This window comes from Lachnotalea sp. AF33-28 (genome assembly GCF_003477885.1).
Taxonomy (GTDB): domain Bacteria; phylum Bacillota; class Clostridia; order Lachnospirales; family Lachnospiraceae; genus AF33-28.
This window is the reverse complement of record NZ_QUEE01000006.1, coordinates 63,157-81,316: the sequence shown is the minus strand read 5'-3', so window position 1 is coordinate 81,316 and position 18,160 is coordinate 63,157. Positions and strand designations below refer to the sequence as shown.

16 protein-coding genes and 1 tRNA gene are annotated in these 18,160 nt (G+C 48.2%); 7 read left to right on the top strand and 10 right to left on the bottom strand.

The annotated features are described in order from the left end of the window. Nucleotides 1-121: 121 nt before the first annotated feature. Together DWZ56_RS10095 and DWZ56_RS23610 are read right to left on the bottom strand one after the other, a co-directional pair. Nucleotides 122-2,236 (bottom strand): LTA synthase family protein, encoded by a 2,115-nt coding sequence (locus DWZ56_RS10095; RefSeq protein WP_118556520.1) that lies wholly within the window; start codon nucleotides 2,234-2,236, stop codon nucleotides 122-124. Nucleotides 2,237-2,374: 138 nt separating this feature from the next. Then, the gene (locus DWZ56_RS23610) at nucleotides 2,375-2,593 is read right to left on the bottom strand and encodes a helix-turn-helix domain-containing protein (RefSeq protein WP_118556519.1); all 219 of its coding nucleotides are present in this window, start codon (nucleotides 2,591-2,593) and stop codon (nucleotides 2,375-2,377) included. Nucleotides 2,594-2,693: 100 nt separating this feature from the next. Here DWZ56_RS23610 and DWZ56_RS10085 point away from each other — a divergent pair, with 100 nt between their 5' ends. Continuing rightward, a complete protein-coding gene (locus tag DWZ56_RS10085; RefSeq protein ID WP_118556518.1) occupies nucleotides 2,694-3,062 on the top strand; it encodes a hypothetical protein in 369 nt (122 codons plus the stop codon). A gap of 329 nt (nucleotides 3,063-3,391) precedes the next feature. Here DWZ56_RS10085 and DWZ56_RS10080 read toward each other — a convergent pair whose 3' ends face one another. Continuing rightward, nucleotides 3,392-3,643 (bottom strand): hypothetical protein, encoded by a 252-nt coding sequence (locus DWZ56_RS10080; RefSeq protein ID WP_118556517.1) that lies wholly within the window; start codon nucleotides 3,641-3,643, stop codon nucleotides 3,392-3,394. Nucleotides 3,644-3,910: 267 nt separating this feature from the next. Between DWZ56_RS10080 and DWZ56_RS10075 the strand changes: the two genes are divergently transcribed. After that, nucleotides 3,911-3,994: transfer RNA gene (locus DWZ56_RS10075), tRNA-Leu, on the top strand. An 87-nt stretch (nucleotides 3,995-4,081) separates the two neighbouring features. On the opposite strand, the gene DWZ56_RS10070 is transcribed toward DWZ56_RS10075, so the two are convergent. After that, nucleotides 4,082-4,420, bottom strand: coding sequence for a helix-turn-helix domain-containing protein (locus DWZ56_RS10070; RefSeq protein WP_118556516.1), 339 nt, complete (start codon nucleotides 4,418-4,420; stop codon nucleotides 4,082-4,084). Between the two features lie 550 nt (nucleotides 4,421-4,970). Here DWZ56_RS10070 and DWZ56_RS10065 point away from each other — a divergent pair. Continuing rightward, nucleotides 4,971-6,413, top strand: coding sequence for an MATE family efflux transporter (locus tag DWZ56_RS10065; protein WP_118556515.1), 1,443 nt, complete (start codon nucleotides 4,971-4,973; stop codon nucleotides 6,411-6,413). Between the two features lie 53 nt (nucleotides 6,414-6,466). On the opposite strand, the gene DWZ56_RS10060 is transcribed toward DWZ56_RS10065, so the two are convergent. The 3 genes from DWZ56_RS10060 to DWZ56_RS10050 are packed head-to-tail and all read right to left on the bottom strand — an operon-like array spanning nucleotide 6,467 to nucleotide 8,956. Then, entirely contained in the window at nucleotides 6,467-7,180 is a 714-nt protein-coding gene (locus DWZ56_RS10060; RefSeq protein ID WP_118556514.1) for a histidine phosphatase family protein, read from the bottom strand. A gap of 35 nt (nucleotides 7,181-7,215) precedes the next feature. Further along, a complete protein-coding gene (locus DWZ56_RS10055) occupies nucleotides 7,216-7,842 on the bottom strand; it encodes a response regulator (protein ID WP_118556513.1) in 627 nt (208 codons plus the stop codon). A 19-nt stretch (nucleotides 7,843-7,861) separates the two neighbouring features. Further along, the gene (locus DWZ56_RS10050) at nucleotides 7,862-8,956 is read right to left on the bottom strand and encodes a sensor histidine kinase (protein WP_118556512.1); all 1,095 of its coding nucleotides are present in this window, start codon (nucleotides 8,954-8,956) and stop codon (nucleotides 7,862-7,864) included. A 235-nt stretch (nucleotides 8,957-9,191) separates the two neighbouring features. Here DWZ56_RS10050 and DWZ56_RS10045 point away from each other — a divergent pair, with 235 nt between their 5' ends. The 4 genes from DWZ56_RS10045 to DWZ56_RS10030 all read left to right on the top strand — a co-directional run bounded on the left by DWZ56_RS10045 (nucleotide 9,192) and on the right by DWZ56_RS10030 (nucleotide 13,695). Further along, nucleotides 9,192-10,133 (top strand): ABC transporter ATP-binding protein, encoded by a 942-nt coding sequence (locus DWZ56_RS10045; protein WP_118556511.1) that lies wholly within the window; start codon nucleotides 9,192-9,194, stop codon nucleotides 10,131-10,133. Between the two features lie 22 nt (nucleotides 10,134-10,155). Further along, nucleotides 10,156-11,280: an ABC transporter permease gene (locus DWZ56_RS10040; protein ID WP_158584524.1), complete on the top strand. Its 1,125-nt coding sequence runs from the start codon at nucleotides 10,156-10,158 to the stop codon at nucleotides 11,278-11,280. Beyond that, entirely contained in the window at nucleotides 11,267-12,439 is a 1,173-nt protein-coding gene (locus DWZ56_RS10035) for an ABC transporter permease (protein WP_118556509.1), read from the top strand. Before DWZ56_RS10040 ends, DWZ56_RS10035 begins: the two co-directional genes overlap by 14 nt. A gap of 146 nt (nucleotides 12,440-12,585) precedes the next feature. Beyond that, nucleotides 12,586-13,695, top strand: a complete 1,110-nt coding sequence (locus DWZ56_RS10030; RefSeq protein WP_118556508.1) for an SIS domain-containing protein — start codon at nucleotides 12,586-12,588, stop codon at nucleotides 13,693-13,695. Nucleotides 13,696-13,934: 239 nt separating this feature from the next. Here the strand turns inward: DWZ56_RS10030 and DWZ56_RS10025 are convergent, their stop codons facing one another. From DWZ56_RS10025 to DWZ56_RS10015, 3 genes are all read right to left on the bottom strand, one after another. Beyond that, nucleotides 13,935-15,134, bottom strand: a complete 1,200-nt coding sequence (locus tag DWZ56_RS10025) for an oligogalacturonate lyase family protein (protein ID WP_118556507.1) — start codon at nucleotides 15,132-15,134, stop codon at nucleotides 13,935-13,937. 111 nt (nucleotides 15,135-15,245) lie between these two features. Further along, nucleotides 15,246-16,049 (bottom strand): MBL fold metallo-hydrolase, encoded by an 804-nt coding sequence (locus DWZ56_RS10020; RefSeq protein ID WP_118556506.1) that lies wholly within the window; start codon nucleotides 16,047-16,049, stop codon nucleotides 15,246-15,248. A 463-nt stretch (nucleotides 16,050-16,512) separates the two neighbouring features. Then, complete coding sequence (locus tag DWZ56_RS10015) at nucleotides 16,513-18,138, bottom strand: extracellular solute-binding protein (RefSeq protein WP_118556505.1); 1,626 nt, start codon at nucleotides 18,136-18,138, stop codon at nucleotides 16,513-16,515. Nucleotides 18,139-18,160 lie beyond the last annotated feature (22 nt).

The window sequence follows — 18,160 nt, the reverse complement described above, 5'->3', positions numbered from 1 at the left end:
ACCAGCTTTCCGTTATGAGCAACGCTTCTTTGATCAAACGCTGTGTATCCTCTTTTCAGCAGTCACACAGGGTTTGTTTAGTGTCAGTTTATTTCCTATTCAGTTCGATTAAAACCGTGTTCTATCTTGGAAACAGCTGGTTATAATAATCCGTCTCAATGATCATATCCGTGCTGTCCAGCTTATATTTGACGATCTTCTTCATCGTGCTGACATAGCTGTCTATCTCTTCCTGGCTCATGGTCACACCTTCGGCCAAAGTGAATTCTCCGCTGTAGCGGTTATAGAGCCCCTTATCCGTCAGCCAGCTTCTGGAGGAGAAGATCACCAGCGGCTGGGAATCCGACAGGATATCCGTGCCGGCTAACAGGCGGGAATCATATTCCAAGCCCAGAAGGTTGGACACTGTGGGCAGGATATCCACCTGTCCGCAGACCTTATCCACCTGTACTGGCTGCTCCATGCTTCCGGACCACATGATCAGGGAGTTTCTATAAACATCGAAATCCAGATCCGATTCCTTCAGGTTTTCAATTTCAGCTCCGCCGAAACTCTTGCCCGCCAGTTCTTCCAGCGTGGCAATATCAAAATACGGTATATGATCCGGCACCATCACGATCAGCGTCTTATCCAGCTTTCCGGCCTGTTCCAGCCTCTCAAGCAGATAGGCCGCCGCCTTTTCCACTTCCTGATTGGCCGCGATATATGCCTTTGTGGTTTCCGAATAAGGAAGGCCTTCCACGATCTCCTTATTTCTCACTGCCATCTGATCTCCGGTGAAGTTATAAGGCATATGGCCGCTGACGGACATATAGTAAATATGGAACGGCTGCTCGCTGTTAATATACTCATCCACGGTCTGCTCCATCATATACAGATCGGACTGCGGCCAGACATTGTTGCCGGCTGAGCTGGTCTCCATGGTGAAGCCCTCGTCTCCCTGCTTCCAGTCATAGCCCATATTGGGATGTGACTCGCGGCGCCCGTACATCTCCCTGTTATTATGATACCCCATGGTCAGATAACCCTGACGTTTCAGCTGGTTGCCCAGGGTGAAATACAAGTTGGTCTTCTGCACACCGGTTTCCTTCATGCTGATAGGGTTGCCGTTCTTCGGATACAGTCCCACCATGTTCTGGAACTCTCCGCCGGAGGTGCTGGTATAGTGGAGAGGGGTATAAAAATTATTAAATACAAAGCCTTCATTTGCCATGCGATAAAGAGTAGGCGTCCTGTCCTTATCGATCAGCAGCCGGTCAAAGCCTTCCAGAGAGAAAAAGATCACGTTGTAATCCTTGAACATACCGGTATACTCATTCTTATTGGTGGGTGTTACGTTCTGGAAATACTGATCCAGCCACTTAACCGTGTCATTGGTATCGCCGGCAATACGCGCATCGAAATCGATATTCATCACATTCGGTGAGGTATCCAGAGGCGGCTCTGTCTCTGTGGGTATCTCATTCGCTGAAGTAGAAGCATCCGTCTGCGCCTCCGACGTTTCCCCCGCAGGACCGTTCACACCGGAGAAATCAAAATCAGCTTCGCCGATCGGGTTCTTCGCGCCGAATATGCTGTGTTTGACATCCAAACGCAGCATGGTGATCAGTCCCAGCTGCTCCACCTGGTCATCCACATTGGTATCGGTACTGTAGAGCATGGATGGTTTGAAGTCCCCCTTCCACGGCAGTCTTAGGGTGACCAGACCCAGTATATGGGCAAACACCGCGATGATCAGCACAAACACCGACAGGTTTAAATGTTTTCTTTTAAAATGGAACAGATTCCTGCCGACCGCAAATATAAATATCACCGGAACCAGCATTAAAAGCAGTCCGAACCAGTTATTCAGCACGCCGGATACAATGGCGTCAAAGTAATCCAGCAGCTTATTGTTGGCAGCTGTTTCCGCGGAACTGAACAGCTGATAATACTGCTGCAGGACAGCCTTGCAGACAATCTCTATACAGAATATCAGCGATGCGAAACAGGTGAGCACATAAGCGATGATGCGGTTGGCCTTGCGGGTAAAATTCATGGTCAGCAGCGAGCAGACACAGCCCACCGGGATGGAAAACAGCAGATACACCGGTATATACTTCAGGCTGAGCCGCATATAAATATGGAAAGCGATCTCCAGATAAATAAAAACCAACGGAAAGAAAAAAATCTCCCCCATCAATGTGGCAATTTTTGCTTTTTTTCGTCTCTTTTTGTAATAAACACTTGAATTCATACTCTATATCTCCTGCTCTTTATCTGAAAAGCGGTATTAACCCGGACTTCACGTAAAAAATATTGTAGCACGTTCACATCGTAAAGTATAGGATTTCCTTCTTAAAATTATCTTACGTTGTTGCATCATAAATGCAAACTAAAGTCTCTGATCCTCTTCGGAGGGAATGTATCGCATGATATCCTCCACTCTGCAGCACAAAATCCTGCACAGATCATTTACTGTAGTCGTAGTCAGGGGCTTATTGTTTCTCAGCCTGTCGATCGTTGCACTTGAAATCTGATACTTCTGGATTAATGAGTATGTTGATTCAGGTGAATTATTTAATGTGCTCCAAAAAGGACTATAATCAATCATATATTTCTCTCCCATGTCTTATTTTTAGCTTAAAACATAGTTATATACTTGACTATAGTCGCTATGCAGACTACAATGTTGATAATAAGGAGTTTGGTGAGTGAATATGTTTACATGTCTTTTTGATACAATTACACAGTCCGAACTGTCAAAGCAAATGCTTATTTTTGACCTTTGCAGCACCGAACATGACAGTGAAATCATGTTCGGTGGCGGGGACGCCGGTCTGTCCGCATTAGATTTCTCTCGGATCATGTACATTTTATTCAGTTTGGGATTTGATGAGCTTGCAGCTGAATTTTTCAGCAGAAATATCTGTAAAATTGCGATTGATGAATTCGAAGAATATATGCGGACGCGAATCACTGACCTTGATATAAAAAGATATGAGAAATGGTTAGAAGAATTTTGTATGAATGCTCCAACGGAAAGAATGAAGTCAATTTTATACGAAATCCTGAGTTTATAAGGCAGGGGTAAGAAAAGCGCAGACGCTATTTCCTATCCCTGCCTGTATTTAATTGCTGTTATTATGCTGCTGACGATAAGCCCACCATGAATACGATATTTTTCAACGAATGGTACACAAGGGACACCAGCAAGAAAAGTCAGGGCCGTGGTGCTGGAAAAGCTGGTGCAGCAGGTGGAAATCAGCTATAACTGTATCGGTGTGATTGATTGATTTACCGGACACCAACGAAACAGACAGCAAAACGGCATAGCCAAAATGGCTATGCCGTTTGCTATAACAATACTTCTTTATTGGGGGCCGCCTAATCACGACAGCCCTTTTATTGCCTACGCCCTCTGTTGTTCCTCTTCTATCATCCCGCCATTTATAATCTCTTTAAGAGCATCAACGCTGATATTCTTTTCGAGCATAAGATTATGAAGTTCTTTTAGTTCAGCATTTTGAATTTGCTCTTCCAGCTCCTTTGCCCTGGCTTTCAGAGTAACAATTGACCTTTCATATGCCGAGATACTTTCCTGCACACCGGCCAGTTCTTCGTTTAATTTTTCTAATACCGTTTTCCTCTGTCCTCTTGCCATAATATTATCTCCTTTGATTTGTTTATAAGGTTGTACCATATTAATCACTATATGACAGGTGGAAAGAATTTATACAAAAAATATACCAAATGTTTAACTTAGCATATTAATAGCTATACTGAAAGTGATACAATTAAAAAACGGAAAACCTCTTTAACCGTAAACAGTAGCTTTCTAAATTATGAATTTGTAATTTTTTAAAAAAGTAGTTGAAATATTTTAAAGTCAATGCTATAATTATTTCCGTTGCTGACATATCAGTGATAAGCGGGAATGCTGGAATTGGCAGACAGGCATGACTAAGGATCATGTGGTTGAATTACCGTGAGGGTTCAAGTCCCTTTTCCCGCATTTTAAACTTTTAATCAAAAAATAGCGCTCCAGTTTGGAGGGCTATTTTTTGCTTGTTGAACATTTTAGTGAAACCCAAGAAAAACATTAAGATTCCCGATCTGCCGTTTCCCCGAACTCTTCCTGAAAAGTATCGACAAATTCAAGCATGAGTTTCCTTTGCTTAACGGATAAAATATTCCATGCCGCGAACAGTTTCTGCTGCTCACGGGTAAGTACCACAGCCTCACCTTCTTCAGCGAAAAACTGCATCAACGTTATGCCCAAGCCATCGCATATGGACTTCAGTGTTGCAAATGACGGGTCATTATGCCTTTTAAAAAGGTTTGAAATCGTAGAATCAGAAAGTCCTGCGGCTTTCGCCAGTTTCTTTTTCGATAGACCGCGCTCTTTCATCAACTGCTCTATCCGCTCTAATATTATCATGCTCTATCACCTGCCTGTTGATATATATTTTAATGCCTCGATTTAGAGAATGATAGATCCAATGAGTATATGTATTACTACTCATTTGAGCCATATGCTCGCAGCAATATACGCATAAATCCGTTTTATTATGAATATAGTTTCGACACATGCCGTTTCATTAATATTATTCAAATGAACCATATCTTTTTTGAAGTCCATATAACTGTACCAGAATGGAAGAGAGCATCTGTCTGAATCCCCTGAACATTTCAATATATTGATGTATAGTTGCAATTTGTGTCTATATATAGTTTAACGATGAAAAGACAATATGATTTGCGCAGAATAACTTATATATGGCGGCAGCTGTGAATCGTAACCAGCGGACGGATTGAAACAAACAACAATCACTTTCCATCTTGTGCTTTTTAAGAAAACGTTTATAATGGGATTTAGGACAAGGATGGATATAAACACAGTTTGTATCATATCCTTTATTATTTTTATATCAATGCCGCCGCACGGCGGCCTGATAACAGCAAGAATATCATTTGGAAAGAGATGAATTATGGGCAAGAAAACACAGAGCCAGACGGCCACGGCAGCCGCCAAAATCACGGCGGAAAACAAAATAACAGAAGGGGTGATCTGGAAACAGCTGCTGCTGTTCTTCTTCCCGATCCTGTTCGGTACCTTTTTCCAGCAGCTCTACAATACGGCGGATGCGGTCATTGTCGGGCGTTTCGTAGGCAAAGAAGCACTGGCGGCGGTTGGCGGCGGCACCGCTACCATCATCAACCTGCTGGTAGGCTTTTTTGTCGGACTGGCCTCGGGCGCGACCGTTATCATATCCCAGTATTACGGCGCTAAGAGAGGGGATCGGGTGAGTACAGCCGTACATACCGCCATCGCATTTTCCCTGGTGGGCGGCGTGCTCCTCATGATCATAGGCATTGTTTTCGCGCCCATCGCTCTGCGGGCGATGAACACACCGGAAGATGTCATGCCCTATTCCCTCACATACATACGGATCTACTTCCTGGGGATCATCGGCAACCTCATCTACAATATAGGGACCGGCATTCTAAGGGCGATCGGCGATTCCAAGCGTCCGCTCTATTTTCTGCTGGCCAGCTGCTTCACCAATATCGTGCTGGACATTCTGTTTGTGCTTGTTTTTCATTGGGACGTAATGGGCGTAGCACTCGCTACGATCATTTCTCAGATGGTCAGCGCTGTGTTGGTCATCATCGTGCTGGTCCGTTCAAAGGATTCTTACCATCTGAACCCACGGGAGATACACATAGACAAACATCTGCTGGCACGTATCATCCGCATCGGTTTTCCGGCCGGTCTGCAGTCGGTGATGTATTCTTTCTCCAATATCATCATCCAGTCCGGAGTGAATTCTCTGGGTACGGATACGGTAGCCGCATGGACTGCTTACAGCAAGATCGACAGTGTTTTCTGGATGATCATCAGCGCGTTCGGCATATCGATCACCACCTTTGTCGGACAGAATTACGGCGCCAACAAAAAGGACCGCGTATACAAGGGCATCCATGTCTGCATGGGCATGAGCTTTGCCGCTACCATTTTCTTAAGCGCCATACTGTATTTCTTCGGCAGTTATGTATATCTGCTGTTCAGCACGGATCCGTCCGTACTTGCCATCGGTTCCGGCATATTAAAATTCCTGGTTCCTACGTTTGTCACCTATGTCTGCATCGAAATTTATTCCGGTTCCTTAAGAGGAGTGGGCGACTGCTGGATACCGATGATCATCACCTGCCTCGGTGTCTGTGCTCTAAGAGTGCTGTGGATCTGGGTCGTGGTTCCTTTCCGCAGGGAAATACAGACGGTTGTATTCAGCTATCCGCTGACCTGGTTAGTCACTTCCGTCCTGTTCTTCTTTTACTTCAACTTCTACAGCAAACTGCGCAAACATTCGGTGCCGCATCCAATCCGGTATCTGAAACGGCGCAGGCATAGGAAGCAAAACTCACAGTAAATTGAAAAAGAATCACTAAGGAACTAAAAAAGGGGCGTGCAGCCCCTTTTTTTCTATCCCTGAAACGGTTCTGTAAAATAACCGGCGCGCGAAACCGGCTCCCCGCCATCATAGAGATGAGTGGTACTGCCAGATGCCTGGCAGCGGAAATAAACCTGCCCTTTCACACGCTCCTCCGTGCCCAGCACGGTCACGGAGGTGGTCGGCAGGAAAAATCCCTGCCAGAGCAGCACCGGCGATATGCCGAGCAAGTGGGACATGAAAACCAGATTGATGCCCATATGAGCAAATACCACGATATTCTGGTCTGCCGCCCTCTCATCCGCCCTGTACAGACGCCCTTCTCTGCGGTAGCCGTGATCCTCTAAAAATAAATCCAGGTTCCGGCAGACTTCCTGATAGATCTCTTTCACTCCCCCATCCCTCATGAGGTCCGGCTCCCCCCAGCTGTCCTTCCCGTAAAAACGTTCCTCCTCGGTCCAGAACCCTGGCATGAGATCCCAGGGAATCCTCTTGCGGCCGCTTTCCGGATCAGTGATTCTGCCTGTAAACTCCTGCATCCAATCAAGAATCACCGCTTCTTTAAAACGCTCTCTAAGCGCCAGCTGCGCTGTTTTCTTCGCTCTTCCCAGCGGAGAACAGTAGATCTCATCCATCTTCCAGCCGGATACACGTCCGGCCAGAAGCCGGGCCTCCCGCTCGCCTTTTTCTGTGAGCGTATCATTGGCATAATCCGGATCGCCGTGTCTGATCAGTATCAGTCTCATATCTGTACACCATTCCTCTCTCGTTTCATGTCATCCTATCTCTTCAGATAAAATACCGCCAGCTGCGTCCTGTCACGCAGCTTAAGCTTTTCCAGAACAGTGCTGATATAATTGCGCACGGTCCCTTCGCTTAAATACAGCCTGGCAGCGATTTCCCGATTGCTTAAGCCTTCCGCCACCAGCGCCGTCACCTCCCATTCCCTGTCACTGATCCCGAGTGTACTGTAATCCTTCCGGCCCTTTTCTCCCTTCGCATCCAGGATATCGGGCAGACGGGAGACAATCTCACCGCCGAACACGGTCTGCCCGGACAAAACTGCACGCAGAGCCGGCAGTATGCCCGCAAAATCCTGCTTCAGCAAATACCCCCTCGCCCCGATCTTCAGAGCCTTTATAATATATTCATCGTCGGAAAACGTGGTTAGGAACAAAATCAGCGCGCTGCCATCTTCCTCAAGAATGCGCTTTGCCGCCTCCAGACCGCTCATCTCTCCCATGCGGATATCCAGCAGCAGGATATCCGGCCGGTGCTGCCGGTACAGCGCCATAGCTTCGGCACCGCTGTATCCCATCGCCGCCACCTTCACTTCCGGATCCGCCTCCAGTATGATCTTCAGAGAAGATGCCACCAGCTTATCGTCATCCACTATCACTATGTCCATCAAACCCTCCATCTGCAGATCAGTTTTTCGGAATTGAAACAAATATCCGAAAGCCTCCCTCTCTTCGTATATGCAGAGTGCCTCCCAGAGCCTGCACCCTCTCTTTCATATTACCTAAACCCATTCCGCGCGCTCCGATTTCCTGGTTAACGGATTCCCCGTTATCCTGAAACAGCAGCTGATAATAATTCTGAAATTCCTGAACAACAATACGTATGGCTGAAGCGCTGCTGTGCTTCACAACATTGGACAGCGCTTCCTTAACTACAGCCAGCATGCAATATTTGATTTCACGGGCCATATCCGACGATATCTCATAATCATAATGCATCTGATATCCGGGATATTCCTTGAGTATTCCCCTTATGGCATTCTCCAGATTCAGGGAATCGTCATGGAGATCATGCACGCTTTCTCTTATGCTGTCCATCGCCAGATTCAGCGTATCGGACAGAGATTTCAGCTGCTCCTTAACGCCGTCCTCGCGCACAGCCAGGCCGAGCGCCGCTGTCTGCAGAATCGAGCGCGACAGCATATGCCCCACATTGTCGTGAATCTCACGGGCGATTCGGTTGCGTTCCTTTAAAGTCGCCAAACGGACTTCATAGTCCTGTGTTTCCATCAGCGAACGGTTCTTCTCCTTCAGCCACAGCTCCAGTTCGCGGCTGCTGTCACGTTGCTCTTTATAATCTTCCAAAAGCCACAGCAGCCGCTTTGTTCGAACCGCCAGGTAACAGGCACCCCCGGTTATAAACAGCACGAACAGTGCGGCGGAAACATCGGTCCGTCCGGTCAGGACATGTATGATCAGAACGGCCAGGACGGCCGGCAGAAACAGCAATAGCCCATATATTTCTTTTCTCTCAGCCTTACTTCCTGCCAGATCGTAGAAAATCAGCGGCAGCAATAGCAGAAATCCCGGAACAAATATCATAACGGACAGATAAATGAGACAGCCGCCATACAGCAGCCTGCGGTCCCTGCAGTACTCATACAGACAGGTAAACGTCACTCCGTAAAGCAGCGCTGCTATCTCCGGCACATCCATTCCCATACCCATTGCCACAACGAAACAGCCCGCTGCTATGATTAGCTTATCCCCCAGCCTTTCCATCCTGCGCCCTCCCTCTCATGTCACGAAACGAAAGCTAATAACCTGCGCACGCTTCGGTGTGCTGCCAATCAATTCGTATGACAAATGTCATGCACGAATCTGACATCGTTCACTACCCAATCGTTTATACAAACGGTATGATAGAGTTATCAGAATTAGTATAACGTTACTTTTCAAAAGCTACAAGCGTTTAAATGAAACTCTCATGTATTATCCGTAAAAAATGGAGGAAATTATGGAAGCATCTGTTGTAAAGGTAGAAAATCTGGTAAAGCGCTATAAAGACCTGCTGGCACTGGACCACTTCAGTCTGGATATCCGGGAAGGTGAGATATTCGGCCTGCTGGGGCCTAATGGCTCCGGCAAAACCACGACAATCAACTGCATCCTCTCCCTGCTCACCTATGACAAGGGCAGCATACAGGTATTTGGCCGTCCCATGAAACCGGATTCCTATGATCTGAAACAGGAAATCGGAGTGATCCAGCAGAATGTGGCCGTGTTCGATGAGTTGACCGTATATGAAAATATCTACTATTTTTGCAGCCTGTATATAGCAGATAAAAAGCGCTGCCGCGTCCTGTCAGAGGAGGCTCTGGAATTTACAGGGCTGACGGAATACCGTAAATTCCGCCCTAAGAAGCTCTCCGGCGGCCTGCTTCGCAGGCTCAATATCGCCTGCGGCATCGCACACAAACCGAAGCTGCTCTTTATGGATGAACCCACAGTGGCCGTGGACCCGCAGAGCAGAAACAAGATACTGGAGGGCATACAAGAGCTTAATAAAAAGGGCGCGACCATTGTCTATACCAGCCACTATATGGAAGAAGTGGAGCAGATCGCGACCCGCATCGCCATCATGGATAAGGGCCGTATGCTGGCCGTCGGCACGGCAGAAGAGCTCAAATCCATGATTCCTGCCGGTGAGACCGTCCGGATCCATATGCTGGAGCTGGATGACCGGCATCTTAGTGCCATACGCGGGCTGGACTGTGTTTTTAGCGCCGATTACCGGGACGAGGATCTCATCATCCAGTGTACCCGCGGGCGCCACAACCTTATGAGAATACTGGAATATCTAACCAGCCATGACCTAATCTTCGGGGAAGTGTATTCACAGCTTCCCACTCTCAACGATGTTTTCCTGGAAATCACGGGAAAACAGCTGCGTGATTAGACGGCGAAAGGAGGAGCCCGCAATGTTCTGGACACACTACCGACTGAGGCTAAAATCAATTGTTGTAAACAGATCCACCTTTTTCTGGTGCGCGATCTTTCCGTTTATATTATCCACGCTGTTCTATATAAGCTTTGGCAGCAGCCTGTCTGACAAGTCATTCCCACCAGTACCTGCAGCAGTTGTCATACAAGGCGAAGGCGAAGGGAAAACAGCGCTGCTTTCCTTTCTTAAGGAGCTGGAACGCCAGGAGGTGTTAAAGCTCACCGTCACCGGTGCTGAAGAAGCCTCTGCACTCCTTGAAGAGGAGCGGATAGCCGGCATCATAGAGTATTATGATGCACTGCAGCTGATTCTGCGTTCCTCCGGCATCGAGCAGAGCATCTTAAAATCCGTGCTGGACAGCTATCAGAGGAAATCAGCCCTTTTTGCGGACATCGCCCGTGAGAATCCCGCAGGACTTGAAGCTGCAGCCGGCATGAGTGCCGCCGTTTTTGCAGAGGATACCACTTTAAGCGGAAGGCCGGCCAATTCCTCGCTTCAGTTTTTCTATGCGCTGGTCGCCATGAGCTGTATGTACGCTTCTTTCTACGGGCTCGTGATGTCAGCCGATCTGCAGGGCAATCTGTCGCCGCTGGCCGTCCGCCGCACACTGGCCCCTGTGAAACGCTGGAAGATGATATGCGGGGATTATCTGGCGGTTCTGACCGTCGCTGTCGCCGTGCTGCTCCTGCTGTTCGCCTATCTGGCCTTCGGACTGGGTATCGACTTCGGCTCCCATGTCTTTCTCACAGTGTTCACGGGAATTGTGGGCTGTATGTTCGGCATCGCATTTGGCATACTCTTAGGCAGCAGCAACCGGCAGAGTTTAAGCGCAAAAATCGGTATCAGCGTTTCCATCTGTATGTCCTGCTGCTTTCTGGCGGGTCAGATGATCAATCTCATTCCGGTTCTTATTGAAAAATATGTGCCGGTCATCAACCGGATCAATCCGGCCCAGCTCATCGCCAATTCCTTTTACTGCCTGGCTTTCTATGACGATTATACGCGGTATACCTTAAACATTGTGACACTGGCCGTTCTTACCATCGCCATGGGATGCGCCGGCATCCTGCTTATGAGGAGGAAAAAATATGCCAGCATTTAAGCTCTTCTTACAGATTGTGAACTCAAAAAAATATATGATCATCCTGTATTACGGCATCTTCCTGGTCATTTTTCTGCTGATCAGCGGCCTTACGGCCCAGTCGGCAGAGGGCCAGTATGAAGAAACCTCCCTCAATGTAGGGGTGATCGACCGGGATCATTCATTGATGTCTAAGGGACTCCTTGCATTTCTGGATGACAGCCACACCCTGACCGATATAAACGATGGGAAAAACGCCATGCAGGACGCGTTATACCGTCAGGAGGTTTCCTGTCTTCTCATCATTCCGAAAGGGTTCGGCTTAAAATTTGCCTCTGACGGATCGATTCCGCTGCAAAGCGTTTCTTCGCCTGACAATGCCCAGGCCGGCCCGCTTATCACTTCCCAGTTGAATGATTATCTTGGAAATGTAAGCGCTTATATGGATGCTGGCAGCACAGAGGAAGAAGCGCTGGCATCCGCCCGTTCACTGGCCAGTATCCGTACGGATATCGCATTTCAGGACGGCCAGCAGGTTACCAGCCAGGACCAGCTGCCGGGATCCTATTATTATTTTCTCTTCTACTCTTATATATCGCTCTGCATCATGCTATCCTGCATATGTCCGGTGCTGGTGGTATTTTATCAGCCGGACGTCTACCGCAGATGTATCTGTTCCGGCACTAAGCTTAGGGCATTCAATCTGCAGCTTGCTTTGGGAACGCTCTGCTTCACGCTGTTTTTGCTGATCTCGCTGCTGACCATCGGTTTTGTCCTAAGCCACGGAGAGGTTACGTTTACGCAGGCCGGCTGGATCATCCTGAATGCCGCGGCGTTTACACTGTGTGCCACCGCCCTGGCTTGCCTGTGCGGCTATATTGCAAAGAATGACATGGCCGTAGCCGGGCTGGCCAACACAATCGCCTTAAGTCTATGCTTTCTGGGCGGTATCTTTGTGCCGCTGGAGCTCATCAGTTCCAAGGTGCTGGCGGTTTCCCGTCTGATGCCCACCTACTGGTATATGACCATTAACCGGATATTATTTGTAAATCCGGATCTGACTGCTGCCGATACCGTACACCTGTGGCAGGGAATAGGTCTTCAGCTGGGATTTGCCGCGGCTGTCTTTTCCATCGCGCTGGTGGTAAGCCGCAGACGCAGGCAGTTTACCGGAAGGTAGCTGCAGCGGCAGGGCTAAACACTGGGCAAACATTTATGCATAATTTGAGGGTCAATCGCTGCTTACTATTTTTTATTTGACGAAAACATCTGATGGCGGTAAACTGAGATTATCTATCACACTCTACACACAAGGAGGGATTCGAAATGGATACCAAAATGACAATGAGAGACTATATCTATGCGACGCCTGACCAGGTAACTGCCAACCTGGACAGGGCTGAAGAACTAGTGAAGCCCCTGGTGGAGCTGTACTGCCGCAGCAACTACAGGAATATCGTGATCGCCGCATCCGGTTCCAGCTATACGGCCGCTCAGTGCGCCAGGATTTATCTGGCGCGCACGCTGAAAACCGATATAAAAATCATCACCCCCTATACCTTTGCGCATTACGACTGCGATCTCCTGCGGGAGGATGATTTCATGTTCATCATCTCACAGAGCGGGGCCAGCACCAATGGGATTGAGGTACTGAAACGGCTGAAGGAAAACGGTCATGAAACCATAGCCCTGACAGGCAATGTGGAAAGCGATTTTAAGGAATACTGCGACCATATCCTGGACTGGGGCTGCGGACACGAAAGTGTCGGTTATGTGACCCTGGGTGTTGTCACGCTGGTGTCATATCTGATGCTGTTCGCTGCATATGCTGCCAGGGAAAAGGGCTATGGTGATCAAACGGCCTACTGCATGGATCAGATACGCAAAGCGATGAAGAATCACAAAGAGGTATGTGCCGCCACGGAACGCTTTGTAAAGACGAACTATAAAACCCTCTCCTCCATGGACCGCGTCTATGTGTGCGGATGCGGCTCCAATTACGGAACCGCGCTGGAAGGGGCCCTAAAAATCGGGGAGACGGTCAAGGTTCTGGCAGTCGCCTATGAACTGGACGAGGTGCTTCACGGACCGGCCTTGCAGCTGGCTCCGGATTACACGCTGTTTGTGATCGATAACAATGACGGTACCAGCGGGCATGCCGCCAGCCTGTATCATGCTTTACGCTGTGTCAGCGACAAAGTCTTCATCCTCTCGAATGATCCCGGTGTCGATGACAGCCATGCGCTCCGCATCAGTGACCCCTGTGAAGAGCCGTTTTCCTGCCTGCATAATCTGCCGTTTTTTGAACTGATTGCTCACATGATTTCTTCTGACCTGGGGACCATCGATAACCATCCCCTTTACTATGAGATGAACAAAATGCTGGATTTCAGAACGGAGAATTTCCGCAAAAAGGTTTCCGCAAAAGAAGAATAACTATGTCCAGCCGTTTAAAACGCGCGCCGCAGGACAAGGTCAAAACAGCCACCCGGGTATGATAACCCGGACGGCTGTTTTTATCTTGCAGGCAGATAAGACTTCCCTCCTCTATAAGTGGTCAGTAAACCCCTCAAAGGCAACGTCTCCGGCAGATTGCCGGGAAGCACAGATGTATTCGGTCATGCAGAGCCGGGCATGCGGCTCACAGCAAATACGCCGGGACGTACCTGAATACATCAGTTATTCAAAAACGGTACATCCTTCAGGTCGATCTTATAGATGCAGGGCCGTCCCGCCTTATCGGAGGTAAAGATGACGCTTTTGTTATCCTCTGTAAAAAACGGATGGGGATGTGTGTCCTGAGAATTGCCATACTCGGCAGACCAGGAGGTTCCGTGGTAACAGAGCTTGTATTCCCTGCGTTTTTCCACATCCACCAGATACAGAAAATCATTGCCCACTGATTCCTTCGCCTTCCTGCGGTCTTCCTCGGTCAGCATGTGAATCGGCACATCGCCGCTCTGTGAATCGCCCACCATATATTTGTTCTGCTTATCACAGATGAAATGTGCATAGGGGGAACAGGGCATCAATATCTCTTCCTCCAGCGTCACCGGATCGATCATGCGGATATTCTCAATCTTATCGCCGGTGGTTTCCCTGTATACAAATGCCAGCTTCGATCCGTCCGGCAGCCAGAACTCATGGGTCAGTATCAGATCATTCGGCTGCTCACGGCAGCAGCGCAGATTGCTTCCGTCCGACTGAACCAGCCACAGCCTGGCATCGATCAGATCGTAAGGGCCCTCATGGCAGAACATGATGGTATCGGGATCGCCCGGTCTGATCTGCGGATGTCCGAACCAGCAGTTCTGCTCCAGAACCACACGGCTGGTCTTCTGATCCACATCTATGTATACGACTCTGCAGAGAGGCTTTGCCAGACAATTGGCTGCAAAGGAATTCCAGCCGGCCGCCTTTTTGCCCTGTGTCGCCGTGGTATCCTGTTTCGTCTCAATGATCGCCATAAAGCGGAAATCGTCGCTCATGCCGGCTGCCCCGCCCCTCCAGCCTTCCGGAGAACGGTAGATCTCGCTTTTTTCTTTCGTATCCAGATCCATGCGGTAATAAACCCCATCCTGTGAAAAGAACAGCTCCTTATCATTGGGGAAAATCAGACCGTCGTAATCCGCCACGCCCGTGCCGTCGGTCAGCTGCTCCGCCTCGCCAGTGGCAAGATCCATGAGATAAAGCTGGCGCCCGTTTTCTCTCTCCTGGCTCATCAGCAGCTTGCTCCCGTCCGCGGTGGTCATGCGGTTGTAAAAGTACATGTGATGGCTTGTGTGGTCCGGTTCGGTAAGCCGTGTCACCTTAATACCGGTAAACTGATCGGTCTCAGTTGTGAAGTGATTCTGGATTTTATCTCCGATTGCCATGTTAGCATCCTCCTCTTCGTTCGCCCATCTTTTTTGTAAGAGCTTACAACGATATCTTAATTATATCATTCTGAAAGGCAAAAGGAAATACTTATTATAATTATTGCAGCGTTACAACTCTATGCGCTCCAGATCGTCAGGCACATACAATTCGCCGCTGTAGTATTTTTGTCCTTCCGCACGGTACAGCTTTTTTCTCTCTCCATAATGGCTGTCCTCCGTGTGCCAGAGCACCAGCCGGGGAATCCGCATGCGCTCTGCCAGTTCACAAGCATCCTTAACCGTGCTGTGATGCTTCTCATAGGGGCTGAACTTCGCCGCCTCCCCATCCATGCAGAAGGCCTCATGCAGCAGCCAGGCGCATCCCTGCACCTGCGTGCGGTTAGCTTCGTTATAGGGTTCGTCGCCGAGAAATGTCAGCTTCCTTCCATTATCAAGAACCGTAGTAAATCCGTACTGCTTTGCCTTTGTGGAATGTATGTCAAAAAATTCCACGTCATACTCCAGTATTTTCCTGTGCTCCCTGTCTTCCACGCCTTCCAGAAGGATCCTTTCTCCCACCATCCTATAGAATTTTCCCTGTATTGTCAGCTTCGCAATCGTATCGATCACGCTTACCAGCCCCCGGTGGCAGTAAATAGTACAGTTTCCCTCGTAACTTCCCTTTTTCATTGCTGTGGCAATCATGCGGATCATCCATACAACGCCCAGCAGATGATCGCAGTGCTCGTGGGATATGAAAATGTCATGAATCGCATGTACCGGTATCCCGCTCTTATCAAGCGCTGCCAGTATCCCGTTTCCGCCCCCTGTGTCCACAAGAAAATACCTGTCTTCCCGCGCAAGGGCAAAACAGGTATTATAGTACTTTGTCACTGCGGCATTTCCCGTGCCTAACACAATCAGCTGTTCCATTGCTGTTTTCTCTCCTTCTCATTTTTGACTTTAACTGTCGGACAGTCAACATTATTCTATCAACAGCTGCAAAAATGCGCAATCGGAATCTGTTATACAGCCAGATATTGATCTGTGTTTGCAGGCCTTGGTCTCCACTACCGCATCAGTCGGAAGACCAACCTGCTGCCCTCTGTTGGGCACATTAGCATTGGTGATGAATGAAGTCAGCCCCAAATACCTGAATCTACAATGGCAGAGAGCCGCTGCCACCGGCAGCAGCTCTCGCTATTTACTATGAAAGCCCCGGACAGCTGCTGTGCAGATGGGCAAGCTTGCTTTAACATCTGTACAGACATTAGACGGGCAAGCCGGTATAGATAAGGAGGCTGTCAGTCGTCATGTCCGTTTACTTTAAAAGTAAGTCAAGCAGCCAGGGCTGCGTCGTGCTCGCATGTAAGCAGTCATGGATATTTGCCGTAAACTATTTGTTCTGATTATGCTGTTCGTTTACTTCATCGATTACCTGCTGTCCGCCGGACGCCAGCCATTGATCCCACGCCGCCTGCAGACCCGCTTCATCAATATCCCCTACGATATACTGGGTTCTGGCATCATCCAGAATCAGATCAAGATTACCGCCGTTCGTAGCATAAGTAGGTGAATTTCCCAAATATCCCATCGCAGGATTAAGCACTGCGATTTTACCGGCTTCAGCAAACGCATCATCCTGTGCAATAGCAGCCGGTGTACGATAAATCACATAGTTTGTTGGATTCGGATTCGGCTGATAAGGACTCATCTGATTTAACCCTGTATATCCTTTATGCAGCATCTTATCTTCCGGGGTGATCTGTACAACCTCACCAGCTTCATTCAGTTCCCAATGGATTCCTTCCAGTCCATACATGATCAGCATCAACATCTCATCATCGCCCATTTTGTCTAAAAATTCAAGACATGCTTTGACTTCTGCCTCAGACTTGGCCGCTTTTGTAACAGCAAAAAAAGTGGTGGGAGCACTGGCAAGCGTATGCGGATCCGTACCATCCACTGAAACACCCGGCACAAACGTCATGGTAGCCGTTTCCTCCGGATTCGTTATGCTCTTGATATCATTCTGTGTGAAGTAATCCCATATTCTTCTGCCATCATCTATACAATCACAATATGCGCCCGCTACCGAATTATAATTGTCATCTTTCCAGGTTCCTGTATCACGGATTACCCAGTCATTGGCAATCAGGCCTTCATCATATAATTTTTTGAACCAGCTCAGCGCATCCATATACTCTTTTGTCATATGAACAGGAACCATATCGCCGTTTTCATCTTCAATCCATTTATTGCCTACCCCAAACCAGGTTTGCATGACATCCAACGGTCCGGTATATTTACAAAGATTCAGTGCATATGTATCGTTCTTACCGTTACCGTCAGGATCTCCATAAGTAAACTGATAAAACAGATTATATACATCATCAACAGTCTTAGGTACACCGATCCCCAGCTTCTCAGCCCAGTCCGTACGATAGCTAAGGCCAAAGCGTCCGATTCTGGCGGAATTCATATAAGCGCCGTATAAATGCCCGTTAATGGTAAAGGTATTTGCGATATCCTGATCATACAGGGACAGATTCGGATAGTCCTGCGCATTGCCGATATAGTCCTCTAACGGATTAAACGCCCCCGCCAGCGCGGAATTAATAATGAGCCCTTTTGTAGCATTCACAGGTATAATCATCGGCATATTTTCCACGCCGCTGGCCAGAACCGTGCCCAGCTTATCATCAAAGTTATCACTTGTAACCCATTGAATCTGTATATCATAGCCCGTATACTCTTTAATCATATTCAGTATTTGTTCGCCATATTCACCGCTGTTCGGGCTTCCTTCAAAATCGTTCAACATCAGTGTAATCGCAAAGCCTTCGGGCAGCTGTGCATGCCAATCATCTGTATTACCTTCAGTCTCCTTCTCGGTACTTCCTGCCGTAGTATCCGGCGCTTTCGTTTCCTTTGAAGTGTCCTTTGTGCAGCCAGCAGCCATAGTGAGTATTAATATCGCTGCCAATAAGGCAGAAGCCATTCTATGAATTGATCTCTTCATTCTCAATCCTCCCAATTTTTAA